Below are 23,289 nucleotides of genomic sequence, written 5' to 3'. Positions count from 1 at the left end.
CTTTCTTTATAATTCATAATTTGGATTTACAGAAATCTCACTTTCTGCTATACTATCAGTACGACAGGAGGTGAGCAATTTGAGCGATATAGGCAAAAGAATGAGAACGCTTCGGGAGGGCATCGGGTTATCCCAAGCCAAATTTGGAAAAATCGCTGGCATCCCCCAGGCTACCATCAATCGATACGAAACAGGCTACTCCGCCGCTCCCATCAAAGTGCTGATCTGGTATGCGGATTACTTCGATGTGTCGATGGACTATCTTTGCTGCCGCACTGAAAAGCCCCAGGGCAAGCTGTACGAGTACAAGCCCAAAATTCTGGAGGAAGATAAGGACATGAGGCGGTTTGTGGAGATGTGCTTTGACCCAGCCTCGCCCTTGAATGACCGCTTGAAAAAAGCCATCGTTGAAATGCTGGAGGGGGTGAAAAAGTGAACATCGTCATTTACGCCCGATATTCCAGCCACAGCCAGACGGAACAATCCATCGAGGGCCAGCTTCAAACCTGCTACGAGTTTGCCAAGAACAACGGACATATTGTGATTGGTGAATACATCGACCGGGCGCAGAGCGGTACAACGGACAGCCGGGCCGAGTTCCAGCGTATGATTGCCGACAGCGACAAACACATCTTCGAGGGCGTGCTTGTCTACCAGCTTGACCGCTTCGCCCGGAACCGCTATGACAGCGCCATCAACAAGGCCAAGCTGAAAAAGAACGGTGTCCGGGTGATCTCCGCCAGGGAAAATATCAGCGACGACGCCAGCGGCATTTTGGTGGAGGGCGTGTTGGAAAGCATGGCCGAATACTACTCGGCGGAGTTGTCCCAAAAGATACGGCGGGGCATGGACATCAACGCCGAAAAGTGTTTGAGCAATGGGAGCAATTCGGGCCTTGGCTACTATGTGGACGAGGAACGCCGCTTCCATGTTGACCCGGAGGGTGCTGCTATTGTCCGGGAGATTTTTGAGATGTACGCCAGCGGAAAAACCGTCGCTGAAATCACGAAATATCTCAACTCGAAGCAGGTCAAGACCTCCCAGGGCAAGGAGTTCAACAAGAACAGTCTGCACCGGCTTTTGCGGAACAAGCGGTACATCGGCTATTACATCTACAAGGACACGGAAACGCCGGGCGGGATGCCCCGCATCATTGAGGACGAGCTTTTTCAGCGGGTACAGCATATCCTTGACCGCAACAAAAAAGCTCCCGCCCGTTCCAGGGGGCGAGAGGAATATCTGCTGACGACGAAGCTGTTTTGCGGCTACTGCCGGGAGATGATGACCGGCTACGGCGGAACGGGAAAATCCGGGACGGCCTACCGCTACTACGCCTGCAAGAGCGCCAAGAAAAAGACCTGCCGGAAGAAAGTTGTCAACAAGCAGAAAATCGAGGACAGGGTTGTTTTGGAGTGCCGCAAGTTGTTGACAGACAGCAATATTGAGAAAATTGCCCTCGCGGTTGCTGCCGCTTGTGAGGCCGACTATGACAGCTCCGCCATTAAGCGCATTAAGGCGGCGATACAGGAGGCGGACGCCGCCATAGAAAACCTCTGGAAAGCCTTGGAGCGTGGGCAGGCGGTGGATATGATCACCGAGCGCATTGAGAAGCGCAAGCGGGAAAAGGACGAGTTGCAGGGCCAGCTTGCCATAGAAATGGGAAAGCAGGTCACATTCACCGCACCGCAAATCAAAGCATTTCTCTACTCGCTGAAACGGGGAAATATCAACGACGAAAACAGCCGCCGGGGAATAGTGAATATTTTCCTGCGGGCCATCTACCTTTACGACGATAGAATGACGCTGATCCTCAACGGCGGGGACAGGCCGATCACCATTGATGATATTCTTCTGGACGAGATAGAAGGACACTTTGAAAGTGACGTTTCCGGCTATGCGGGGTGTTCACCGTTGGTTGCGGACGCTCCACCAAGATGACCTTACAAAAAAGATGCCACGTCGAAATCCCCTAGAACTTCTAGGGGATTTCGACGTTTAAAGGGCAGAAAACGGGCCGTAAAAAATCCCGTGTTTTGGGGGATGCCAAAGACATTGCCTACGGCAAGTCTTCGATTTTTGGGATCTGAACCTGCGTGGTTGACAAAACACGAGCCAGCACAGAAAAAGCAAAATATTTTTTGAGAGGGACCAGAGAGAAATCTTTGATCCCTTTTTGCGTTTCCAGAGAAAATTTTTAGGAGGAATGTAAAGCGCCTAACTTCACCGAAAGCAAGACCGACCGGGTCTATGAAAGTTTCATGAAACAGGTCCCAGGCTTCCAGCGTGATCCACCCGAGGCTGAAACCATCCGCAAGGACATGGAGCAGAGCTAAAAGAAGAAAGGGGCTGTAGGGATGATCTTCCGAAATGATAAGCGCGGCGTACTGTTTGAGAAAGAAATCAAGTACCATAAGGGATGCAGCAGACGATTTGCCGCGGCCCTTTTTTGTTGACCTCTGACCCCAGGCTCCGGCACCAAGCTGAGAATCACATCGGTACCAACGAGATCGACATCGCTGCCATGAAGCCCCGGCATTTGGACGCCATGTCCTATGTCTGCTTCGGGGTTGCCAAGGACATCATCACCGGCAGCAAAACCGTTGCTCTCACAGAACTGGCCGATGCCAGTATGCTGCCGCCCCGGTACTTTTTGGTGATTCAGACCGCCATGCTGATTCGGGGCTACGGACTGAGTGCGGCCAACAGGCTGCTATTTACAGAAGGGAGGAAACCGGATGAACTTTGCCAGAAATAAGGTTGAGATGGTCAAAAAGCAATACCCGGTAGGGACATGAATCCGGTGCATCATCGGTATAGTAAACGTAGTTTACTATTACGCCAAGCGCGCCGAGGAAACCTAGTGTTTTCTAGGCCCGTGCATAGTTTGGTAGCCCGTGCAAAAAATGCACGGGCTATTTTCTTAAAAGCCGCTTAAACCGCACCAATGCTAGGTTTGTGCGGTTTCTTAAAAGGTTTTGCGTAAAAATTAAACGGTCTAACAAAGGTGCTTTTTACGGTTTGCGGGCTGGGGCGGCGCAGGCCGTTTCGAGGCCTAAAATAGGCAAGAAAATTCCCAGCGGCTTCCCACCAAAAAACCTAGTATTTACGCCACTTCACAGGTTTTTCCACATTCTTTCATGTTAAAAAGTAGGCCCATCCTGGGTTTCTCACTCTTCAGGAAAACTTACATAGGCTGTTTTTACAACAGATTTATTCAACTTTTTCCAGTAACTGTTCCATATTGCAGCACAGACTTTGGGAAAGACGCACCAAATACTCAGCCTGAGCCTTGTTTATACTTTTCTGCCGCTGTTCGTACTGCTGGATGGTGCGTACCGATATCCCGGAAAGCGCGGCAAGCTGTCCCTGGCTAAGCCCCGCCTGCCGGCGCAGGAGCTTTAGATTCGTTTCGGGTTTGGCCTCTCGGTAAAGCTCGTTCATCCTTTCGCAGAATTGGCGGATATCCATTTCGTGATAGGGCGAATACAGGCTCCTCACCTTTTCCACCGGCACATACCGGTCTAACTCAGAAAAGGAAATCCCGGTTTCCCACTGGTAATAGGCAAGAGCCCAGCCGGTCCAGTATTCCTCGCTCCGATTCACTGTATATCGCGGCTGTGCGCGCTGTTTTGGCTGGCCAGCGCTGCTTAATACGGAATAGGCCAGCTCCACGCCGGACATCCCGGCAATCAGGGCCGGATCGCCGTTTCCGAATCTCTGGGCTGCATCAGACGCCAAAAACAGCTTATAGAAATCCGTCAGCCTGAAATCGAGGTCATACACCGCGAAGTCCAGCATCCGTCCCAGGTTAGAGCGTGCCTTCTCCAGGTAGACCTTGTCATAGGCGTGGGTCACCGGGCATCATCTCCTCGTCCAGGATTTGCGTGATATAAATGTCCCCGCGTTGACGGCGGTTCCGTTCCACATCAAAGTATTCCCGGCGGGCCGTCCTGTCACGCAGAAGCTTTTTGGAATACCACTCCTGACTGGATGCGGTTTCGTATCCTAAGAACTGTAGCCGCTCGAATGCCTCCGGGCTTTTCAGGACAAACTGCTGGCCCAGTTTGCCCAAGTACATGGCGTTATTCAACTGACGGTAAGAAATTGCGCCGTTGATGAAATCCTGGGCGAAAGAAAAATAGCTGTCATCGGCCCGATAGCCGATAATGGCGTCATAGGCGGAACAATCCAAAGCAAAGTGCTCTGACAAGTATTCCTTTGCATCCAGCGCCAAGCCGGAGGGAATATCGAACTGGCGGTATTTCAGCAGCATCGCCAGCCAGTGCAAAATGCAAAACTCTGAGCAGTTGAGGTCCAGAATTTGCAGGCCGTTGCATGCCAACTCATAACAGTTGGCATAACCGTCCCTGTCCGGGCCTGCGCCCCACTCCTTTGCCATATCCAAGTTTTCGGTACAGTAAAAGCCAAGGCCATAATCGTTGTAGGGCTTGCCCTGTCCACAGATGGGTTTTTCAATTATATGCGATGAGCCGTGAAAGAGTTTGCGGACCATGAGGTCACCTCCTCAATACCATTATACTTCTTGGGGAGTATAATGTCAAGAAGCCACCTTTCGTGGCTTTGCTCCTCATCTCCTTCACCATGCTGTTCAGCGGCGGTATGATTGCCAGCTATCTGCTGGTGAAGGGGCTGGGGATGCTGGAGACCCGCTGGGCGGTCATCATCCCCACCTGTATGTCCACCTTCAACCTGATTATGATGCGCACTTCCTTCAGCACGGTGCCGGAGAGCCTGATCGAATCGGCTAAGCTGGACGGGGCCAACGAGTTTACCATTATCTTCCGGGTGCTTATGCCGCTGGTCAAGGCCACAGTGGCAACGGTTACTCTGTACTACATCATTGGCAACTGGAACTCCTGGTTCACCGCCTCTATCTACGTCAGCCAGAGCCGTGAAAAATGGCCGCTGCAGCTGGTGCTGAGGGAGATCCTCCTGATCAATGACATGACCAGCGCCACCTCGGCCAGCGATTTGGCCGGCAACAGCGACATCTATAAAAACCTGGTAAATACTGTGTCATTATGGTATCCAGCATCCCTATGTTTATCGTCTATCCCTTTGTTATGAAATACTTTAAGTCCGGGGTTATGCTCGGTTCCATTAAGGGTTAAGATAAGGCAACACCGCACAATTCTGAGCACCGTTTTGCTTGCACATTTTCCGTGATAGCGCACAGCTTTCGCTGGTCAATGGTGAGATGGACGGCGCTCAATCTGTACACTCTGAAGAAAAATCTGACTGCCCAATACGGTACTTAGAATTCTGCGGTATTGCCATAACACTTCTGAGATATTTCTCATCGTTTCCATATAAAAACCGGGCGGTCTGTTCCAGGCGCCCGGTTTTTACAAAAGAGAAAACTGGTGGAAACATCAATTTGTATCTTGAAGTATGAAAAAACACTTGGTAAAATAAGACAATAAACATATGCAGAAAGGAGTTCAATATGCTCACACTGACAGCCGCCCAGCGGGACAAAATCGAAAGCCTGCTGGCTGAGATGACCCTGGAGGAAAAGATCGGCCAGATGAACCAGGAATCCCCCTCCATTGTGGGGGGATTTGAGGTCCCCTTTGGCGAGCTCATCGAGATGGTCACCGACGGGCGGCTTTCCAATGCCGAGTTCAAAAAAATTATGAGTACCGCCCAGCAGAACTATCACGAGGATGAGATCCGCGCCGGGGGAGTCGGCTCCCTGATGGTGCAGGACCCGGCCAAGACCAATGAGCTGCAAAAGATTGCCGTGGAGGAGAGCCGGCTGGGCATCCCGCTGCTTTTCGGGCTGGACGTGATCCACGGCTATCGCACGGTGTACCCCATCGCCATTGCGGAGGCCGGGACCTTTGACCCGGCCCTGATGAAAAAACCGCCCGCATGGCCGCCCGGGAATCCCATTCCGGGGGTGTTTCCTGGCACTTTGCCCCCATGGTGGACATCGCCCGGGACGCCCGCTGGGGCCGGGTCTCCGAGGGCCCCGGCGAGGACCCCTGCCTGGCCTCCGCCTTTGCCCAGGCGAAAATAGAGGGCCTACAGGAGCCGGAACAGTCCGGCGACCCCTACGTGGCCGCCTGCCTGAAGCATTATGTGGGCTACGGGGCCTGCGAGGGCGGCAGGGATTACAACACGGTCAATATGGCCATGAGCCTGTTCTTTAATGTGTACCTCCAGCCCTTCCAGGCGGCGGTCCGGTCCGGGGCGCAGACCGCGATGGCAGCGTTCAACGATTGGAACGGCGTGCCCTGCACAGTGAACAAATTCCTGCTCCGGGATGTCTTGAAGGATACCCTGGGTCTGCCCGGCTTTGTAGTCAGCGACGCCAACGCCATCAAAGAGTGCGTCAGCCACGGTATCGCGGCTGACGACAGGGACGCGGGCGTCCAGGCGGCCCGGGCCGGGCTGGATATGGACATGGGCACAAATATCTACAAAAATCATCTGAAAGCGGCGGTGGAGAGCGGGCAGGTGCCCATGGAAGTGGTAGACGAGGCGGTCCGCCGGATTCTCAGCGTGAAGATGTGGCTGGGTCTGTTTGACAATCCCTACCTCACCGAGGAGGAGATGCACCGCTTTGACACCCTGCCGCAGGAGCATTTGGCTCTTGCCCGGGAGGCCGGGGAGAAGTCCATCGTGCTGCTGAAAAACGAGGGAAATGTGCTGCCCCTGTCTCCTGAGAAGAAGATCGCCCTGGTGGGCTCCCTGGCCGGCGACCGGGAGGAGGTGGTAGGGGCCTGGGCGCTGAGCTGGCGGAAGGAGGACTGCGTATCCATCCGGGCGGGCATGGAGAAGGCTTTCCCCAACCTGCAATACTTCCCCTGCGGCGGGCCGGAGGGGGATATGAACGCGGACGAGATTCAGCGGGCCGGGGCGTATGGCGATGTGGTCGTAGCCGTGCTGGGCGAGACCAAAGCCATGTCCGGCGAGGCGTCCTCCCGGGCGGACGTAACCCTGCCAGGGAAGCAGCGGGAGCTGCTGGAAAAGCTCCTGGGCTTCGGCAAGCCTGTGGTGCTGGTGCTGATGAACGGCCGCCCCCTGGCGCTGGAGTGGGAGGACCGGCACGTTCCGGCCATTGTGGAGGCCTGGCACCTGGGCGTCCAGATGGGCCACGCCGTTGCCAATGTGCTTTCCGGGAAGGCCATGCCGGAGGGGAAGTTGTCCGCCAGCTTCCCGGCCATGACCGGCCAGTGCCCGGTGTACTACAACCACCCCAGCACCGGCAGGCCGGCCAGCAAGAGCAAATTTACCTCGAAATACCTGGACGCCCCGCTGGACGCCCTCTACCCCTTCGGCCACGGGCTGAGCTATACCAGCTTCGCCCTGTCGGACTTGCGGGTAGAGGATGTCGGAGAAGCCCTGGATATCCGCGTGCAGGTGGAGAACACCGGGAACCGGGCCGGCGTGGAAACGGTGCAGTTCTATATGCAGGATGTGGCGGCCAGTATCGTCCGGCCGGTGAAGGAGCTCAAGGGCTTTGTGAAGGTGCGGCTGGCTCCGGGAGAAAAGAACGAAACGGCGTTCAGCCTGCCAAAGCAGGATATGGGCTTCTACGACGACCAGTGGAAGTACCGGCTGGAAAACGGCGTGTTCCGCATCTTTGCCGGGAGCAGCAGCCGGGAGTGTATCTCTGAAGAGGTTGCGGTTTGCTTTTTATGACAGCAGAAAGGCAGGCAGATAAAATGCAGACCGAATGTTGGAAACGGGGGAAAATCACCTTGACCGCGGTCAGGGAGGCGGCGAACCCATTTCTGGATGTGGACATTACCGCTGTTTTTACGGGCCCGAACGGTGAAAAGATCCTACTCCCCGGTTATTGGGACGGAGGCCAGACCTTCTGTGTCCGTTTTGCGCCCACAGCAGTGGGACAGTGGAACTATGAAATTCACGCGAATCCTGACGATCCGGGATTGACCCAAAGCGGCGAGATCGTCTGCGTACCCTATACGGGCGAACTGCCGCTCATCGGCACGGCTTTGTGCGCGCCGGCCCCCAGGGGCGTTATAGGACCTACGCCGACGGCACGCCATTCTTCTGGCTGGGCGGTACCCACTGGACCTTTGTGACCGAGGAAAAGTGGGATGAATCCAACGGCCCGCGCTATGACAGCCAATTCCGCGCGGTAGTTGACCGGCGGGTGGAGCAGAAATTCAACGTATGGCAGTGCAATTTCCGGGATGGCAAGGACTTCCATATGTTCGGGCGTTATGAGGAGTATTTACTGGAAACGCCCCAGGGCCTGAAAGCGCTGATCGATGAATTTGCCGCCGCGCACCCCATCGACCGCTCCCGAATCTATGTGGGAAGATGTTCCAACGGCGGGTTTATGAGTATGCGCCTGATGATCGATTATCCCGGCTATTTTGCGGCGGGGTATCCCATGTGCGAGGCGCTTTATAACGATACCATCTCCGATGAACAAATCGCGGTGCTGGCGAAAACGCCTGTCTGGCTGCTTCACGCGGTAACGGACGCCATCGTATCGCCGGAAGAAACCGCCGTGCCCACCTATAAGCGGCTGATAGCCGCAGGCGCGCGGAACGCCCACAGGACCTATATCGACGACCGGCCCCCCATGCCGGTGATAAACCACGGGGTCTGGGTCCCCGGCCTGCGGGATGAATTTAACATCGATTTCGATGGCCAGCCGGTCCTGTCAGATGGTAAGGAAGTTACCCGGTTCCAGTGGCTGGCAAAACAGAAGCTCTCATAATTTCAAAGTTTTTTCAAGGAGTGTTTGCAATGAACCAAAAATACCACCCCCTGTTCGACGAAGTCCAAATCGGCAGGCTGACCCTGCCCAACCGTTTCGCTATGGCCCCTATGGGCCCCCTGGGCCTGGGCGACGCCGACGGCGGCTGGAACCAGCGGGGCATTGACTACTACACCGAGCGGGCCAATGGCGGCACCGGGCTCATCATCACCGGGGTCACCTTTGTGGACAACGAGGTGGAGGAGCACGGTATGCCCAATGTGCCCAGCCCCACTTGGAACCCGGTGCAGTTCGTGCGCACCAGCCGGGAAATGACCGAGCGCATCCACGCCTACGGCAGCAAGATCTGGCTGCAAATGTCCGGCGGCTTTGGCCGGGTGACTATCCCCACCAACCTGGGGGAGTACCCGCCGGTGGCCCCCTCTCCCATCATGCACCGGTGGCTGGATAAGGTCTGCCGGGAGCTGACGGTGGAGGAGATACAGACCATTGTCAAACGCTTTGGCGAGGGCGCATATAATGCCAAGCGGGCTGGATTTGACGGAGTGGAAATTCATGCCGTCCACGAGGGGTATCTGATCGACCAGTTCGCCATCTCCTTCTTCAACCACCGCACCGACGAATACGGCGGCCCCCTTGAGAACCGCCTGCGCTTCGCCCGGGAGATCGTGGAGGAGATTCACAAAAAGTGCGGCCGGGACTTTGTGGCAGCCCTGCGGTACAGCCCCAAGAGCTTTATTAAAGACTATCGCATAGGCGCTCTGCCCGGGGAGGAATTTGAGGAAAAAGGCCGTGACTTAGAAGAAGGCGTACAGGCCGCCAAGCTTTTGGTGGAGTACGGCTACGACTGCCTGGACGTGGACGTGGGCAGCTACGACGCCTGGTGGTGGAGCCACCCGCCCATGTACCAGGAGAAGGGGCTGTACATCCCCTATGCCAAGCTGGTGAAGGAAAATGTGAGCGTCCCGGTAATCTGCGCCGGGCGCATGGACGACCCCGGCCTGGCGGTGAAAGCGGTCAGCGAGGGCGCCTGCGACGTGGTGTCCCTGGGCCGGCCCCTGCTGGCGGACCCGGACTATGTGAACAAGCTGCGGGCGGACAAGATTGCCTCCATCCGGCCCTCTGGGAAGAAAGCCCGCCTATGTCTACGACTTTATCCGGGACCTGCCCGGAGACGAGCAGGGCGCCTGGCACTCCGCTGAGCTCTGGTACATGATGGGCACCCTTGGGCGCTGCTGGAGGCCCTGGACGGCGGGCGGCTATGCCCTCTCGGCCCGGATGCTGGATTACTGGTGTAACTTCATGAGAACCGGCGACCCCAACGGCGAGGGTCTGCCCAAGTGGGAGCCCTGCGGGAAAGAGCAGCCTTTTGTGATGGAGCTGGATATTCATTCGAGCTGAGCCACACGCCCATCGCGCGGCCAATTTCCGCGTAATCTTTAAGTAATTTAATGCTACGATAATATTAAAAACAATGAAAGGTCGGTGTAATAGTTATGAGTAATATCGAACAGAAGGACCCTTTTCGCGCCATGATGGAGCATATGCGGGAAGACCGGCTGGCCCATTTTCGGGTTCAAAATGAGCTGGCGCTGAAAGGCAAAACTCTATTCACCGGTTCTTCTCTGATGGAGCAGTTTCCGATAGGGGAGCTGCTGATGAATCATGGGATGCATACAGTGGTCTATAACCGCGGAATCGGGGGATTTACGACCCAGGATATGCTGGCCCACATGGAAGAGCAGATTTTCGGCGTACAGCCCGGCAGAATCTTTATTAACATCGGCACTAACGACATTGGCGCGCCCGGCTACCGGCAGGAAGCTCTGATTGAAAATTACAGGAATATTCTAAAACAGATCAAAGAGCGTTTGCCCGAAACCGAAATCATTCTTATGGCCTACTACCCAGTCAATGAACTGGCCCATGAGGCGGGTGACCCCATGTTGGATGCTACATTCAAGACCCGCACCAATGAAAATATCCAAAAAGCCAATGCCGCTGTATGCGAGTTGGCCCATGAGCTGGGATGCCGGTTCATCGATGTGAACCAGGGGCTGGCAGATGAAACGGGCCGCCTGAAAAAGGAATATACCATAGAAGGTATTCATATGTATGCCAACGGATATGAGGTTGTGTTCCGTAATATGAAACCTTATTTGCAGGAGGACTAGATGCGGCAACTACACTGAAAACCGCCGGAAACATCATGTTTCCGGCGGCTTTTTATCAGCCTCATCTCTGCGGCACACTGGGGTTGGAGCGCGGCACTGTAGAGTCTGTCCTCCGGCCATACTGCCATATCGGGGTGGGAGCCTTTTACCTTTAAGGAGAGTATCCGCCCAAACAGAGTAAGCATTTTTATCTTTGATCATAGCAAATGACTTCCCTTGATGCAAGAGGTAGGTGGGATGACAGCTGCTATGTAGCCAAGGGGTCAACGATATACCCAAGAAAAACGATTGCTTGCAATATACAAACCTGGAAATGCAAAAAAACACTGCCTCCGGCCCAGCTTTCTGCCAGGTCAGAGGCGGTGTTTTTTCAGAAGTGTTAATCAATCAGCCATTTTCAGAGGTTTTAGGCAAAAAGTAAGGACGATTATCCCGATACCCATTGTATCAGAATAACCGTCCTTACATGAAAAGAACTGGTGATTCCGATACAAATGCACACCCTTGCCGCATAGGGGGTGCAAAATTTCGCCAGGGGGGTGCATTTTATGGAGAGGGGGGTGCAAATTTGCGGCAGGGGGGTTTAGCCTAAATTGTGAGTTGTTTGCGCTCATAAAACGTATTGACTATGTCAAAAAAAGGCTGCATCCCCTCTGCAACGCAGTTACAAATTGGGATACGGACAGTAATACTATCTTGCCCCTTTTCCAGTTTCTTGAGGTGAGCAGCTGTCAATGCATTTTGTAGCGCAATATAGTAAAAATTTTCTTTTTCCTCCAAACTTGCATAAATCAGAATCACTGGTATATTCTGCTGCAAAGCATAGCTTGCATTTGATGCAGATATGGAGCAGGAAATTTCTTCGCTTCCTTTTAGCGGAACAATTTTATGCTCTTTCCCTTTAAGCTGCAAAAGCGCAAATTTTCCAGTAACACATCCATCCTCGAACAATTCCATTATTGCATCAATTCCATAATCTCGCTCCGTTAAATCCCGCAAAAGAGCAATCCCGTCCCGATCAATCAATGAGCGAATATTATCTCTTGAGCGTGTTTCAACTATATGAGGTGGTATTCGCTTTTCTTTCTTTGCCATGCATCATTGCCTCCCCGATTCTATCGACAATATTATACATCATTCTCGCAAAAAAGAAAGCCCGAAAAAGGCCAGAAAACACCATACAGAATGTAAAGCAGGCGGAGAAAAAGGCCCACCAGCTCAAAGATGAACCGGCGGGCCATGTATCCGTATTCAGTTATCCCTCAATCTCCATCCCATTCTGGAAAGTGAACACCAGCCGCCCATCGTGGTATGCCGTGGCCTTCTGCACCACCGCAAGCCAAGTGGAGTTGTCGAACTCCGTGATGCCTGCCTCCCGTTCATGCAGGGCGAACATGAATCCACCGATGAGGTCCGCCTCGGCCTGCCGCTGTTTCTTCTGCTCCTGGAGGGCGTCCACTCTGGCCTTGGCCTTTTCATACCATGCCACATAGCCGTTGTAGCGTTCGGCGTATTCCTCCTGGCTCTGGGCACTCCGGGCGTTTTCCTGGATGCACCGCTGGGTCAGTTCCGTCACCACCGCGATCTCCCGGAGCAGCTCGTCCAGTTCCGCGTCAATGGCGGAGCAGTTGGTGAGGTGGTCCTGCATGATGCGGCAATCCTCCAGCAGAGCATCCTTGCCCTCCAACAGTTGATTGAACGCTGCCAGGAAACGGGCCTTGATGTCCTCCTCCAGCAGATGCGGAGTGCTGCATTTCTCCTTGTTGCTGAACTTCCCATTGCACTGCCAAACCACGCGGCGGTACTTGCTGTTGGAATGCCAGACCTTGGGGCCGTAGCAGCCACCGCAGTCACCGCAGACCAGGCGGGAGGCGAACACCCCGCCGCCGCTGTAGTGGAGGCCCATACCTTTGCGCCGAGCGAACTCGGCCTGCACCACATCGAACTCATGGGGCTGGATGATGGGCTGGTGGCTCTGCTCGATCCAATACTGCTGCACTTCGCCCTCGTTGACCTTCCGCTTTTTACTGAGGAAATCAACCGTATAGCACTTCTGAAGGAGTGCTGCCCCCTTGTATTTTTCATTCGTGAGAATGCTCTCCACCACGCTGGCTCCCCACTTCTTTTTGCCGGAGGGCGTGGGGATGCCGTCAGCGGTGAGGGCCTTGGCAATGGCGTAGCTGGTCTTGCCCTCCATGAAAAGGGCGTAGATACGGCGGACAATTTTGGCCTCGTCCTCCACTATCTCCGGGAATCCGTCCGGCCCCTTTCGGTAGCCGAGGAACTGCTTGTAGGGGAGGCTGACCTTGCCGTCAGAGAACCGCTTGCGCTGGCCCCAGGTGATGTTCTCCGAAAGGGAGCGGCTCTCCTCCTGGGCCAGCGAGGACATGATGGTGATGAGCAATTCGCCTTTACTGTCGAAGGTCCAAATGTTCTCTTTTTCAAAGTAGACCTCCACGCCATGCTCCTTCAGCTTGCGAATGGTGGTTAGGCTGTCCACCGTGTTCCTGGCAAAGCGGCTCACCGATTTGGTGACGATGAGGTCTATCTTCCCGGAAAGGGCATCGGCGATCATCTGATTGAAACCGACCCGGTGCTTTGTGTTCGTGCCAGAAATGCCCTCGTCAGTATAGACCGACACAAATTCCCACTCCTGGTTGCTCTTGATGTACCGGGTATAGTAGTCGATTTGCGCCTCGTAACTGGTGAACTGCTCATCGCTGTCGGTGGAGACGCGGGCATACCCCGCCGCCCGCCGTTTCTGTGCCGCCACCGCCGGGGCGTGGGTGTGAAGGTTAATGGTCGGCGGAATGACTGTTACTGCTCTTGCCGCTGGCATGATCTCATCGCCTGTCCTTTCTTTGCAAATTCTCTGGCCGCGGCCCTCATCTCCGGGGTCCAACTTTCCGCCCTGGAGCGGTCTGTCCACCGTTTAACGGTTTGAGTGCCGTCCTTGAACAGAAATACCAGAGTGTTGCCCCCCTCGGTCCGGATAGCCGTTATTTTATCGTGGAGGGCCTCCGCATCAAATTCATCCAGCCCCAGCACTTCTGCCGTCGCCTTTTCCAGCGTCCGTTCAGGTATCTGCTTAGAGGGGCAGGTGGCTTTGCCGTAGATGTTGAAGGTGCTGCAAATCCACACCGGGCCGGTGCGGGTCACCTTGCGCCGGTAGCCCTTGCCGCAGGTGCCGCAGACGATCATTGACGTGAATGGGTACTTGACGGGGCCGCACTTGGTCTTGTTGTGCTTGGCGGAGCGGCGGGCCATCTCCGCCTGCACCGCCTGGTAATCCTCCATGCTGATGATGGCCTCATGGGTGTTTTCCGCATGGTACATGGGCAGCTCACCCCGGTTGGGGAGCGTCTTTTTCGTGATGTGGTTCTCTCGAAATGTGGTCTGGAGGAGCAGGTTGCCGGTGTAGGAGTAGTTCCCCAGAACCTTCCGCACACAGCTACGGCCCCAAGTATTCCCGTTGCGCGTGGTCTTGCCCTGGGCGTTCAGCTTTTTCATGATGGCCTCGACCCCCATGCCGGAAAGGTAGTCAGCGAAAATGCCCCGCACGATCTCCGCCTCCTCCGGCTTGACGATGTAGACGCCGTTTTCGTACCGATAGCCCAGAATCTGCCCTGACCAGGGCTTGCCATCCTCGAAGTTCTTTTTGATGCGCCACTTCTGATTCTCGCTGGCGGAAAGGCTCTCCTCCTGGGCGTAGGATGCCAGAATGGTGAGCATCAACTCACCGTCTGCACTCATGGAGTGGATGTTCTGCTCCTCGAAGTACACATCCACGCCCATCGACTTCAACTCCCGGACGGTCTGGAGCAGCACCACGGTGTTTCGGGCGAACCGGGAAATCGATTTGGTGATGATGAGGTCGATGTTCCCGGCGCGGCACTCGGCCAGCAGCCGCTGGAAGTTCTCACGGTTCTCCTTCGTGCCGGTCAACGCCTCGTCAGCGAACACTCCGCAGTAGAGCCAGCCAGGATGGTTCTGGATCAGGTCGCTGTAGTAGCTGACCTGGGCCGAAAGGGAGTGGAGCATGGCATCCTTGCCGGAGGACACTCTGGCGTAGGCCGCGACCCGCTTGACCTTGGGCTGGGCTGGGACTTTCAGCCCCATTTTCTGAATAATGCGTTCCAAAAAATCACCTCCTTGGTGGTCACATATTCGCTCTAAACCGCAGGTTTATCAAGTTTTTGAACGAAAAATGCTATCCAAAGACAGGCCGTACTTTTTGGTCATAATTGTATCGATTTCAGTGTACTCACTCTCGGAAATGATGCCCTGGTGGAGCATACCCATGGCGAGGCTCATCGCTGCTTTGTATGCTGCAAGATTGCGGAAAAACTCCTCGGACACACCTATACCCCCTTTCGCCGCGCCTCGGCGTAACAGGCACGGGAGCAGTATTTTCGGTGGTCGTTGCCATAACTGTCGAAGGGCTGACCGCATTGGGCGCAGGTGAAGTGGTAGACAGCCTTGCGGTTGACAGCTTCCGGGTGGCTGTTCCACCAAGCCATGCGGCATTTATCTGAGCAGAACTTCTTCTCCCTGTGATGGGGTGTGTGCGTCAGCATGGCCCCGCATTGAGGGCAGAATCGCTCTGCCCCGTCAGGATTCCTTCTGCACACCGATTTGACCGTGTTGATAGAGTAGCCGGTGAGGGCGGCAATGCGCTTATAGCCCAGCCCCTGTTCCCGATACCGTAGAATGTCTTTTGCTTTCGCTGTCACCATAAGTGATACCCCCTCAAAACGATGGTAAAAGCAAGAAGCCCACCGGGTGGATGTTCCCGGTGGGCTTGAATGCCGATTAAATTTTCTGCGCGTAATCCAAGGCGATCCACCCCGCGCCAGATTTCAGCCTGCCCCAGCCCTTGGCGGAGCCTGTGCCGTCCTTGACCTCGGTGATGGTGAACACCCCAGCCCCAGTGAACTTCCCGGTCTTGGCGGTGTCGGTGCCAGGGCCAGTGCGAATACGGAGGTCGGTGGCAGTGACCCTCACCTTGAAGGGAACGGCGGCAGGAGCCGGAGCAGCTCCGCCAGCGGTGGCAAGAATGCTGTTGAGGATGGTGATGATCTTCTCCCCATAACCTGCGCCAGTGGCCCAACCCTTGCCTTGGGGATTCTCCTTCTGACCCAGCCATTCCACCACCTCGGCGCAGCCCCGCGCCACATACTTGAACCGGGGGTCGATGCACTCGTTCTTCAGCGGCTCGGTGGATGCGTAGGCTTTGAGGTGCTGCATCTGCGCCCGGATGCCAAGCTGGGGCGTGGAGAAGGAATTACCCTTCATGCCGTTGGCGGTGACACCCATGCCGCAGAAATTATTCTGGTCCAGCGTGACGGCGGAGCCAGCGAAGCCGAAGTTCCCGGTCTCCAGACAGGACTGCGCGAAGGCGATGTCGCCCCGCACTCCCTCCGCCGCCCCCTCGGACAGATAGAGCGGCACCATGTTCAGAACGCTCTGGGCCACCTTCGGATTCTTGGCCTTGATGTAGGTGCGCATCTGCTCCGCCGTAGCGACAGCCGCGCCCATAATCTTCGTGCCGGACACATCGCTGGGAGCAGCGGCCCCACCGTCCATCGCGGCCTTGACCGCCTTGCGGAATGTGTCCATCGTGTAGGGCAGGCCGAGCTGCGTCCAGAGATGTTCCGGGTCGCCGTGGTTGGAGGCGATGCCCCGCTTGCAGCCCTCCTTGTGGCTGACGATGACCCCGTCCCCCAGAGGGTCGAGGGAGAACTTCTGGCAGAGCATGGCGAACAGCTCCACCGCCGCCTGATAGGTGCGCTTGGCAACGGCCTGAGCGGTGGGAAGGTCAGAGCAGGTGAAAGTAGCCCCGCCCGTGTACCTGATGCAGCCCGGTTCGCACATCTCCACCCCGATATGGGTGTTGTTGCCGCTGGCCCCGCAATGCCAGCCCCGATGGTTCCAGGGGAGGCACTGGTACACGGTGCCATCGTTGCCATCAATGAACGCATGGACGCAGGCCCGGTCGTAGCTGGCCTTGTTCCAGTTGCGAACGAACACCTGGGCGCTGGGCTGGGGACAGCCTACAGAATGGAGCATGAGGCCCTTGGCCGTGATCTCCCGGCCTGCGGTGTAGCAGGGGTTTTTGGTGAGGATGGATTCAACGAGCCTCATTCGTCCTCACCGCCCTTCTCCGCCCGGTCGTGGAGCTGCTCCAGCACGTCCTTCAGCTTCTGGGGAACGGGCAGGCCCAGGTGGGCGGCGTTCTCCAGAAGGGACACACCCTCGTTGGACAGGTAGAAAAAGATGATGGCGGTGCGCAGGACGCTCCCGGTACCGATGACCTCCACATCGAGGATGTTCGCCACCCCCACCAGGAAGAAGATCAGTACCTTCCGGCAGATGCCGCGAAAGCCAACCTCGCTGGACAGCTTCTGATCGTTGATGGCGCACATGACCCCGGTGATGTAGTCCACCACGGCGAACACCACCAGGGCGATGAGCAGGCCGTCACAGCCGCCCAGGAAGTACCCCAGCCAGCCGCCCACGGCGGCGAATACCATCTGGATCGTGTTCCAGAACTCTTTCATGGAAAATCCCTCCGTTTCAAAAATGTGTATAATAAAAAGCCATCCGCCAAGCGGCGGACAGCCCTTCATCCGTTATTCGGTTGTCTTGGCCTTGATGTAGGCCGGGATGCCGTCTTTGGTCAGCACGGGAAGCCACGCGCCCGCGCCGGTGAAATCCATCTCACCATCAAACAGCAGCTTGCAGACCACAGGAATGCCAGCCGTGTTAAGGCCGCTGATATACAGCGCGTTCTCTCCGGGTAGATAGGTGATGCACCCATACCTCGCCACCAGCCCCAGGAGGCCCATGGTGTCGATATAGCCCCAGCCGCCGGTGGCCAGCTTGGAGCCGAACAGCAGCCCCGTCCCCACGAAGATGAACCACATGGACTGCTCTGCCACATAGCAGACGGAATCGGTGAACAGGACAGCCCTGGACGGGAGCTTAATGTTGATATCCCTCCACTCCGGCAACGTCCCGCCGTTGTACCTTCCGTGCATCAACGTGACCTTTCGGTCAATAAGGTCCACGTTATAAAGGTACTCGTTACCGCCACCAGCGGGGAGCGTCATCATCTGCGGAGTATAACTTTCAGCAATGAACTTTTTAAGATACTTACCCCGTGTGTCCTTTTCTATTGCCTCGTTCATGTCAGTGTAGCTTTCGTAGGAGTAGTATGGGTCACTCTCCGGGGTGCCATAGAGTGACTGAGAGACAGAGGCAATACTAAACCAGAACTTCATACCGTAAACGTTGTCATCCCGAACTCCCAAATAACGGGAAGCATAGATAGCTTCGTTTTGATTTTTTGGAGAGAAACCGAATTTTGCCGCCAGCTTTGCCGAGTAGACATAGTTCATGTTGGTGCTGGCACCGCTGCAGTAGCCCTGCTGCTGTTGGGCGGTAGTGGCATATTCTCCTGCTTTCCATGTAATGTAGTAGAAATAGGTGTCGTTAATGTATAGTGACATCATTTTAGTACCACCCACATCTACCACGTAGGGGATCGTGAACTGGGTAGCGGTTTGAGTGACCGAACCGCTCCTATAAGTCGTAACCGCTGCCATTTCAATTGAGGACTCTGAACCAGTGAACGACACCAATTCAAATAGGAGAATCTTTGTCTGAGTACCGCCAATCTGTGTCAGGTAGAGAGATCCCCCGCAGATAGAGAGATAGGCGGGGCTTGCGGAGGACAGGGTTTCCGCACCAGAAACAGGGATGGTCTTGGCGGTGCCGGTGGGCGGAATACTGACCAGAAGGTGTGCATCCACCAGATAGGCCCAGATGGAGCCGTTGAACACGCAGGTGTTGGTGATGGCTCCGGCCTTTTCCGCTGTATAGGCGGTGAGCAGGTCGGCAGCGGTTGGCTCTTTGTGGTTGAGCAGCGGGAGCAGCTCGGGGTAATCGTCCTCACTCACAAAGCTACCGTCACACTTCACCCAATCCGGGCCTGGGTCGGCGGCGCTGTACTTAATGGTGCCGACCGGGGGCGGGAGATTCTCGGCCTTGTGGTTCAGCTCCTCCCGCAGCTCCTGAAGGCCGTCCTCCAGACCGGCGATACTGGTCTCGGTGTCGGTGAACAGGTCCTTCAGCACATCGATCTCACCCACCACATCGCGGGCGGTGAACACGCAGGTGCCGTCCTGCACCGTGTCGCCCACCTGGGCGATGCCAGCGTACTCCACAGGCTCCGCGGCGGCGGTCACACCAGCGGTAGTGCAGTAGAGCGTCACCCAGCCGGGGGACTTTTTGCAGGTCACGAAGTCGCCTTTGAAGTATTCGGTGGACCGCTGGAGGGAGCTGGCCCCGCCGCTGCCGGAGGCCCCGATGATCTTCTCGAAGGTCGGCACCAGGTTGGTGATGCCCGTCCGGGTCACACCAAAGGTAGCCAGCTCCAGGTCGTAGGCGGTGTTGTTGAAGTTCACATCCTCGTCCCCGGTCAGGTCGGTCAGCACAGAGGCTGTCTCGGTCAAAAGCTGAATCGGCTCATCCGCATTGGAAAGGTCCATGTGGATATACAGCCGCCCTTGGAGAGTGCCGGAGCCGCTGTTGAGGATGACGCCAACCTCACAGTCGTACACCTCGAAGAACCGCCCCTTGATCATGCCGAAGCCCTGGGACACATGGAGGACGTTGCCCCTGGCGTAGGTGACATTGCAGCCCTTGAAGATGCCGTTGGTGCCGATGACCGTCTGCTGGATGATGGCGTCGTCCAGCGGGGTCACGCTGCCGCCGCGAAAGGTTTTCAAAACGATGTTATTGGCCATTGCCGCTCCTCCTTAGAATTTTGGTGAGGTCCAGCCGGACGGTGCCGAATACCAGCTTGGTGTTTTTCCCTCGTTCCCGCCCGGTGAGGATGCTCCGATAGGCCACCCCGTCCGAGATGATGTCCACCTCCTGCCCGAACTCTATCCGCTCCGGCTTCACCAGCCCATCGTCATTCGCCATGGTCAGCTCGATGAGGTTGGAGTAGGCCAGCCCGGAGAACTTGTCGTGGGCGGCGCGGATGGCGGCGGCATCGAAGGTGCTGCCCTCCTCGCTCTGCACCGCCTGCATCTCGCAGACCACAGGGGTGATGCGGTCCCGGTCGTAGGTGTCGTAGCCCAGGTCTGGGTGGAGGTAGTAGGTGCGGGTGGCAGCGTAGTCGGCGCTGTCGTACAGCACCAGTTTGTTTACATCGGCGCTGACCTGCTTGATGGTGACGCTTTTCTTGATGATATTCGGAAGGTCAGCCTCGATGGTGAGGATGCTTCCCCCGGCCCGGCCCACCGAGAGGTGTATCTCCCGGTTCTGGATGTCCAGCGCGGCCTTGACCAGAATGCCGTACTTCTGCATGGCGGGGATGATGACCGAGTCCATGAGGTTGACGATATTGTAATGTCCGCCGCTCTGGGCCGGGGTGATGTGCAGGCTCCAGCCGGTGGTGGCGCTGGTGTGGGCCACGGACAGGCCGTGGATGTTCTGGAGGGTGTCCGGGTTTTCGATGAAGGTCTCCCGGATGCGGTCGCAGATGAACTCCTCCAGCGTCCCCTGGCCCTGGGCATTCACATCGAACAGGATGCCGGTGTTGAGCAGCTCCACCAGAGGTTTGTAGGAGATGGTTTGTAGCCGCTTGGAGTGGTCGGTGCCGTAGCCGATCTCAGTGACCACTCCGGCGTACTCCGCGCTGCCCCGGCTGATACGGATGAAGTCCTGCTTTTCGATACCGGGGAGGGCCAGCACCGTGATGGTGTTCTCGTCCGAGGTGAGGTAGTCCTCTTTGTAGGTGACCTCGTTGACATTGGTGTTCCCGACCATCGTGAAGTCGGGCCGGAAAATCTCCACACTATACGGTTTCATACGAAATCTTCCCTTCCACCATCATTTTCACTGTGTTCAGTCCATCGTGGGAAACGGAGATACGGTTGCTCCCATGCTTGAGGTGGAAGAACCGCTCCGTGGTAAAGTCGCAGAGCTGGTAGCGGTCGGCAACAATGTCATCCGCCGCCCCGCGCTCGGTGATGCTGTACGGAATGCCGGTGGCGTCCACCACCAGCTTGTGGTCCGCCATGATGAGGCCCTCGTAGCGGCCCGTCTCGAACAGCTCATTGTCAACATAGTGTTTCCAGACCGGGTTGAGGCAGGGGCCGAAGATGGTGACCTTGCAGGGGCTGTCCTCGTAGCTGTCGCTATCGATGACCAGGGTGTTCTGGGATACCTCTGTATAAGAGTAGGTATAGGTGTACGGATAAACCTTTCCGCCAATGGACAGCACCCCGCTCTGCCGGGTGACGCTCTTGTAGAACAGCCCGGTGGCGAGGAATGTCACATCGCAGACCAGCCCGCCGCCGCCCTCCATCAGTTCTCCTTTGGAAAGCTCCGTCAGCCGGATCGGGACCCGGTATGTTTCGTCCGTCTGATAGATGAGAGTGAGCGGCACCGCCCGGACGAACCGGGAAAACTCCCGGTAGGTCTGGTAGGCGGCGGCTCCGCCGAACAGGATGCGGCCCGACATCTCCCCCTGGGAGAACAGTTCTTCCAGGGGGATGAAGTCAGTGCCGACCTGCTCATATTGGGTGCCGTCCTTAAAGCCGAGGCCAGCGATGGAGTGAAAGAAGGAGGAGCGGCTGTTCAGGTCCCAACCGTCCCCCGCGCCGTTGGTCAGTCGGAATTTTCGGATCATAGGAAAGACCTCCCCAGCGTTCGGTTCATGCCATCGGACAGTTCGCCCACCAGAGTGCCGGAGTCCAGCACGATCTGGCGGTTGGCCAGCCGGGGCAGGTACTTGGTGACCACCTCGTACATGGCATCCAGCCGAGCGGACAGGTCGGAGCTGTTGTCAGCGGCGGTAGCTTCGGTGTATCTCCCGCTGCCAGTTTTTAGAGCGTCTAAGCTGCCCGCCGCCACAGATACAGTGGGGGTGAGAGCCAAATCGTCCGCCACATTTCCAATGGCGGCGTGAACGGCTCCCCGGCTCTGCTCGATGCCCCTGGCAAGGCCCGCCATGAAGTCGGGCATCCAGCTCTCGTAGTCGGTGAGCGGCCCCTCATCCGGGACGGAGAAGTGGAGGAAGGAGCGGATGGTGTCGCCCACGCTGCACACAGCGTCCTTGACCGCGCCGATGGCCCCTTTGATTCCGTTGACGATGCCCATGATGAGGTCGCGGCCCCAGCCCACGGCCTGTTTGCCCAGGCCGAGGATGTGGTCTTTGACGAAGTTGAAGCCAGACTTCACCGCATCCAGCACCTTCGTCATTGCCGTCCGCACACCATCGGCGAGGCCGTTGAACACACCCGTGACCGCCTCTTTAATGCCATTGACCACGCTGGTGACGGCCTCCTTCAGCGCGTTCCAGGCGTTGACGACGGTTTCCTTCAGCCGGTCCATGATGCCGGAAACGGCCTCCTTGATGGCATTCCAGACCTGGGTCACTGTATCTTTGATGGCGTTGACCACCGTGGTGACGGCGGTTTTGATTGCCTCCCACGCTGCGGTGATAGCAGTTTTCACCGTCTCCATGACCGTCAGCACAGTGGTCTTGACGGCTTCCCAGGCAGCGGTGATTGCCGTCTTGATGGCTTCCATCGCTGTGGTGACCGCCGTTTTGATAGCCTCCCACGCTGTGGTGACTGCGGTCTTGATCGCCTCCAGCGCCGTGGAGATGGCGGTCTTTATCACCTCCCATGCGGTGCTGATTGCGGTCTAGAGCGCCTCCATCGCCGTGGTGACCACGCTCTTGATGGCCTCCCAAGCCCCGGTCACCACCGACTTGATGGCTTCCAGCGCGGCGGTGAACACACCCTTGATGGCCTCCCAGATGCCGGAGAGGAACTCCTTGATTCCGTTCCACGCGACCTGGGCCGTGGTGGAGATAGCCGTCCAAAGGGTGGACAGGAAGGTGGCGATGCCGTTCCAGATGGTCTGCGCCGCCGCGGAAATGGCTGTCCAAAGTGTGGAGAGGAAAGTGCTGATACCGTTCCAGACCGCCTCGGCGGTGGCCCGGATGCTCTCCCACAGCCCGGAGAAGAAGGTGGTGATACCGTTCCAGATGGTCTGGGCGGTGTTCACGATGCCCGTCCACAGGCCGGACAGGAAGGTGCTGATACCATTCCAGACAGTCTCAGCCACCGACCTGATACCTTCCCACAGCCCAGAGAAGAACTCGGTGATACCACTCCAGATGCTTTGGGCAGTGCTGACGATGCCGGTCCATAGGCCGGAGAGGAACTCGCTGATGCCATTCCAAACCGCCTGGGCCGTGGTGGAGATGGCCTCCCACAGCCCAGAGAAGAAGTCGCCGATACCACCCCAGATGGTCTGGGCCAAGTTGACGATGGCCTCCCATGCTCCCTGGAAGAAGGAGGACAG

The 23,289-nt window shown here is 56.6% G+C and carries 24 protein-coding genes and 2 pseudogenes; 11 read left to right on the top strand and 15 right to left on the bottom strand.

Going from position 1 to position 23,289, the window contains the following annotated elements:
* Positions 1 to 79 precede the first annotated feature (79 nt).
* The gene (locus U8U68_RS08435) at positions 80 to 436 is read left to right on the top strand and encodes a helix-turn-helix domain-containing protein (RefSeq protein ID WP_322200391.1); all 357 of its coding nucleotides are present in this window, start codon (positions 80 to 82) and stop codon (positions 434 to 436) included.
* Complete coding sequence (locus tag U8U68_RS08430; RefSeq protein WP_322200390.1) at positions 433 to 1,938, top strand: recombinase family protein; 1,506 nt, start codon at positions 433 to 435, stop codon at positions 1,936 to 1,938. Before U8U68_RS08435 ends, U8U68_RS08430 begins: the two co-directional genes overlap by 4 nt.
* Before the next feature lie 2 nt (positions 1,939 to 1,940).
* On the opposite strand, the gene U8U68_RS08425 is transcribed toward U8U68_RS08430, so the two are convergent.
* A complete protein-coding gene (locus tag U8U68_RS08425) occupies positions 1,941 to 2,411 on the bottom strand; it encodes a hypothetical protein (RefSeq protein WP_322200389.1) in 471 nt (156 codons plus the stop codon).
* Positions 2,412 to 2,416: 5 nt separating this feature from the next.
* Between U8U68_RS08425 and U8U68_RS08420 the strand changes: the two genes are divergently transcribed.
* Positions 2,417 to 2,755: a hypothetical protein gene (locus U8U68_RS08420; protein WP_322200388.1), complete on the top strand. Its 339-nt coding sequence runs from the start codon at positions 2,417 to 2,419 to the stop codon at positions 2,753 to 2,755.
* Between the two features lie 455 nt (positions 2,756 to 3,210).
* On the opposite strand, the gene U8U68_RS08415 is transcribed toward U8U68_RS08420, so the two are convergent.
* Both U8U68_RS08415 and U8U68_RS08410 read right to left on the bottom strand, forming a co-directional pair.
* Positions 3,211 to 3,855, bottom strand: coding sequence for a helix-turn-helix domain-containing protein (locus U8U68_RS08415; protein ID WP_322200387.1), 645 nt, complete (start codon positions 3,853 to 3,855; stop codon positions 3,211 to 3,213).
* Positions 3,839 to 4,513, bottom strand: coding sequence for a DUF3990 domain-containing protein (locus tag U8U68_RS08410; protein ID WP_322200386.1), 675 nt, complete (start codon positions 4,511 to 4,513; stop codon positions 3,839 to 3,841). Before U8U68_RS08410 ends, U8U68_RS08415 begins: the two co-directional genes overlap by 17 nt.
* Before the next feature lie 62 nt (positions 4,514 to 4,575).
* Between U8U68_RS08410 and U8U68_RS08405 the strand changes: the two genes are divergently transcribed.
* The 8 genes and pseudogenes from U8U68_RS08405 (at position 4,576) to U8U68_RS08365 (ending at position 10,899) form a co-directional block, all read left to right on the top strand.
* Positions 4,576 to 5,088 (top strand): ABC transporter permease subunit, encoded by a 513-nt coding sequence (locus tag U8U68_RS08405; RefSeq protein ID WP_322200385.1) that lies wholly within the window; start codon positions 4,576 to 4,578, stop codon positions 5,086 to 5,088.
* A 379-nt stretch (positions 5,089 to 5,467) separates the two neighbouring features.
* A pseudogene (locus U8U68_RS22350) lies at positions 5,468 to 6,471 on the top strand (glycoside hydrolase family 3 protein); the annotation flags it as partial.
* Positions 6,472 to 6,489: 18 nt separating this feature from the next.
* Positions 6,490 to 7,671, top strand: a complete 1,182-nt coding sequence (locus tag U8U68_RS08390; RefSeq protein ID WP_322200477.1) for a glycoside hydrolase family 3 C-terminal domain-containing protein — start codon at positions 6,490 to 6,492, stop codon at positions 7,669 to 7,671.
* Between the two features lie 23 nt (positions 7,672 to 7,694).
* A complete protein-coding gene (locus tag U8U68_RS08385) occupies positions 7,695 to 8,078 on the top strand; it encodes a DUF5060 domain-containing protein (RefSeq protein ID WP_322200383.1) in 384 nt (127 codons plus the stop codon).
* Positions 7,991 to 8,725: an apiosidase-like domain-containing protein gene (locus U8U68_RS08380; RefSeq protein WP_322200382.1), complete on the top strand. Its 735-nt coding sequence runs from the start codon at positions 7,991 to 7,993 to the stop codon at positions 8,723 to 8,725. The genes U8U68_RS08385 and U8U68_RS08380 overlap by 88 nt, the downstream gene beginning before the upstream one ends.
* Before the next feature lie 29 nt (positions 8,726 to 8,754).
* Positions 8,755 to 9,846 (top strand): annotated as a pseudogene (locus U8U68_RS08375) (oxidoreductase); the annotation flags it as partial.
* A complete protein-coding gene (locus U8U68_RS08370; RefSeq protein ID WP_322200381.1) occupies positions 9,830 to 10,126 on the top strand; it encodes a carboxylesterase family protein in 297 nt (98 codons plus the stop codon). The pseudogene U8U68_RS08375 and the gene U8U68_RS08370, both read left to right, overlap by 17 nt.
* 95 nt (positions 10,127 to 10,221) lie before the next feature.
* On the top strand, positions 10,222 to 10,899 hold the full coding sequence (locus tag U8U68_RS08365) for a GDSL-type esterase/lipase family protein (RefSeq protein WP_322200380.1): 678 nt from the start codon (positions 10,222 to 10,224) through the stop codon (positions 10,897 to 10,899).
* Between the two features lie 588 nt (positions 10,900 to 11,487).
* Here the strand turns inward: U8U68_RS08365 and U8U68_RS08360 are convergent.
* The 12 genes from U8U68_RS08360 to U8U68_RS08305 form a co-directional block, all read right to left on the bottom strand.
* Complete coding sequence (locus U8U68_RS08360) at positions 11,488 to 11,994, bottom strand: DUF4365 domain-containing protein (RefSeq protein ID WP_322200379.1); 507 nt, start codon at positions 11,992 to 11,994, stop codon at positions 11,488 to 11,490.
* 160 nt (positions 11,995 to 12,154) lie between these two features.
* Positions 12,155 to 13,738 carry a recombinase family protein gene (locus tag U8U68_RS08355; protein ID WP_322200378.1) on the bottom strand — a complete coding sequence of 528 codons (1,584 nt, stop codon included), beginning with the start codon at positions 13,736 to 13,738 and terminating at the stop codon, positions 12,155 to 12,157.
* Positions 13,717 to 15,039 (bottom strand): recombinase family protein, encoded by a 1,323-nt coding sequence (locus U8U68_RS08350; protein WP_322200377.1) that lies wholly within the window; start codon positions 15,037 to 15,039, stop codon positions 13,717 to 13,719. The genes U8U68_RS08355 and U8U68_RS08350 overlap by 22 nt, the downstream gene beginning before the upstream one ends.
* 48 nt (positions 15,040 to 15,087) lie before the next feature.
* Positions 15,088 to 15,258, bottom strand: coding sequence for an SHOCT domain-containing protein (locus U8U68_RS08345; RefSeq protein WP_322200376.1), 171 nt, complete (start codon positions 15,256 to 15,258; stop codon positions 15,088 to 15,090).
* A gap of 2 nt (positions 15,259 to 15,260) precedes the next feature.
* Positions 15,261 to 15,635 carry an RNA polymerase subunit sigma-70 gene (locus U8U68_RS08340; protein WP_322200375.1) on the bottom strand — a complete coding sequence of 125 codons (375 nt, stop codon included), beginning with the start codon at positions 15,633 to 15,635 and terminating at the stop codon, positions 15,261 to 15,263.
* Positions 15,636 to 15,711: 76 nt separating this feature from the next.
* Positions 15,712 to 17,043, bottom strand: a complete 1,332-nt coding sequence (locus U8U68_RS08335) for an N-acetylmuramoyl-L-alanine amidase (protein WP_322200374.1) — start codon at positions 17,041 to 17,043, stop codon at positions 15,712 to 15,714.
* Complete coding sequence (locus U8U68_RS08330) at positions 17,040 to 17,459, bottom strand: phage holin family protein (protein ID WP_322200373.1); 420 nt, start codon at positions 17,457 to 17,459, stop codon at positions 17,040 to 17,042. The genes U8U68_RS08335 and U8U68_RS08330 overlap by 4 nt, the downstream gene beginning before the upstream one ends.
* Positions 17,460 to 17,531: 72 nt before the next feature.
* Complete coding sequence (locus U8U68_RS08325; protein ID WP_322200372.1) at positions 17,532 to 19,709, bottom strand: hypothetical protein; 2,178 nt, start codon at positions 19,707 to 19,709, stop codon at positions 17,532 to 17,534.
* A complete protein-coding gene (locus U8U68_RS08320) occupies positions 19,699 to 20,781 on the bottom strand; it encodes a hypothetical protein (protein ID WP_322200371.1) in 1,083 nt (360 codons plus the stop codon). The genes U8U68_RS08325 and U8U68_RS08320 overlap by 11 nt, the downstream gene beginning before the upstream one ends.
* Positions 20,768 to 21,604 (bottom strand): phage distal tail protein domain-containing protein, encoded by an 837-nt coding sequence (locus U8U68_RS08315; RefSeq protein ID WP_322200370.1) that lies wholly within the window; start codon positions 21,602 to 21,604, stop codon positions 20,768 to 20,770. The genes U8U68_RS08320 and U8U68_RS08315 overlap by 14 nt, the downstream gene beginning before the upstream one ends.
* Positions 21,601 to 22,599, bottom strand: a complete 999-nt coding sequence (locus tag U8U68_RS08310) for a phage tail protein (protein WP_322200369.1) — start codon at positions 22,597 to 22,599, stop codon at positions 21,601 to 21,603. The genes U8U68_RS08315 and U8U68_RS08310 overlap by 4 nt, the downstream gene beginning before the upstream one ends.
* Positions 22,600 to 22,623: 24 nt before the next feature.
* Positions 22,624 to 23,289: phage tail protein (locus tag U8U68_RS08305; protein WP_437124419.1), on the bottom strand; the 666-nt coding region annotated here is incomplete at its 5' end.

This window comes from Acutalibacter intestini (assembly GCF_034334985.1).
GTDB lineage: Bacteria > Bacillota > Clostridia > Oscillospirales > Acutalibacteraceae > Acutalibacter > Acutalibacter intestini.
Note: the sequence above shows the minus strand (reverse complement) of the source record. Positions and strands in the feature narration are given on the sequence as shown.

What these genes read in the sequence shown, in the direction of transcription:
- U8U68_RS08330 (WP_322200373.1), bottom strand. Translation starts at nt 17,459, where the DNA reads ATGAAAGAGTTCTGGAACACGATCCAGATGGTATTCGCCGCCGTGGGC.
- U8U68_RS08340 (WP_322200375.1), bottom strand. Translation starts at nt 15,635, where the DNA reads ATGGTGACAGCGAAAGCAAAAGACATTCTACGGTATCGGGAACAGGGG.
- U8U68_RS08390 (WP_322200477.1), top strand. Translation starts at nt 6,490, where the DNA reads ATGGAAGTGGTAGACGAGGCGGTCCGCCGGATTCTCAGCGTGAAGATG.
- U8U68_RS08360 (WP_322200379.1), bottom strand. Translation starts at nt 11,994, where the DNA reads ATGGCAAAGAAAGAAAAGCGAATACCACCTCATATAGTTGAAACACGC.
- U8U68_RS08355 (WP_322200378.1), bottom strand. Translation starts at nt 13,738, where the DNA reads ATGCCAGCGGCAAGAGCAGTAACAGTCATTCCGCCGACCATTAACCTT.
- U8U68_RS08425 (WP_322200389.1), bottom strand. Translation starts at nt 2,411, where the DNA reads ATGGTACTTGATTTCTTTCTCAAACAGTACGCCGCGCTTATCATTTCG.
- U8U68_RS08320 (WP_322200371.1), bottom strand. Translation starts at nt 20,781, where the DNA reads ATGAAACCGTATAGTGTGGAGATTTTCCGGCCCGACTTCACGATGGTC.
- U8U68_RS08420 (WP_322200388.1), top strand. Translation starts at nt 2,417, where the DNA reads ATGCAGCAGACGATTTGCCGCGGCCCTTTTTTGTTGACCTCTGACCCC.
- U8U68_RS08365 (WP_322200380.1), top strand. Translation starts at nt 10,222, where the DNA reads ATGAGTAATATCGAACAGAAGGACCCTTTTCGCGCCATGATGGAGCAT.
- U8U68_RS08325 (WP_322200372.1), bottom strand. Translation starts at nt 19,709, where the DNA reads ATGGCCAATAACATCGTTTTGAAAACCTTTCGCGGCGGCAGCGTGACC.
- U8U68_RS08315 (WP_322200370.1), bottom strand. Translation starts at nt 21,604, where the DNA reads ATGATCCGAAAATTCCGACTGACCAACGGCGCGGGGGACGGTTGGGAC.
- U8U68_RS08335 (WP_322200374.1), bottom strand. Translation starts at nt 17,043, where the DNA reads ATGAGGCTCGTTGAATCCATCCTCACCAAAAACCCCTGCTACACCGCA.
- U8U68_RS08410 (WP_322200386.1), bottom strand. Translation starts at nt 4,513, where the DNA reads ATGGTCCGCAAACTCTTTCACGGCTCATCGCATATAATTGAAAAACCC.
- U8U68_RS08385 (WP_322200383.1), top strand. Translation starts at nt 7,695, where the DNA reads ATGCAGACCGAATGTTGGAAACGGGGGAAAATCACCTTGACCGCGGTC.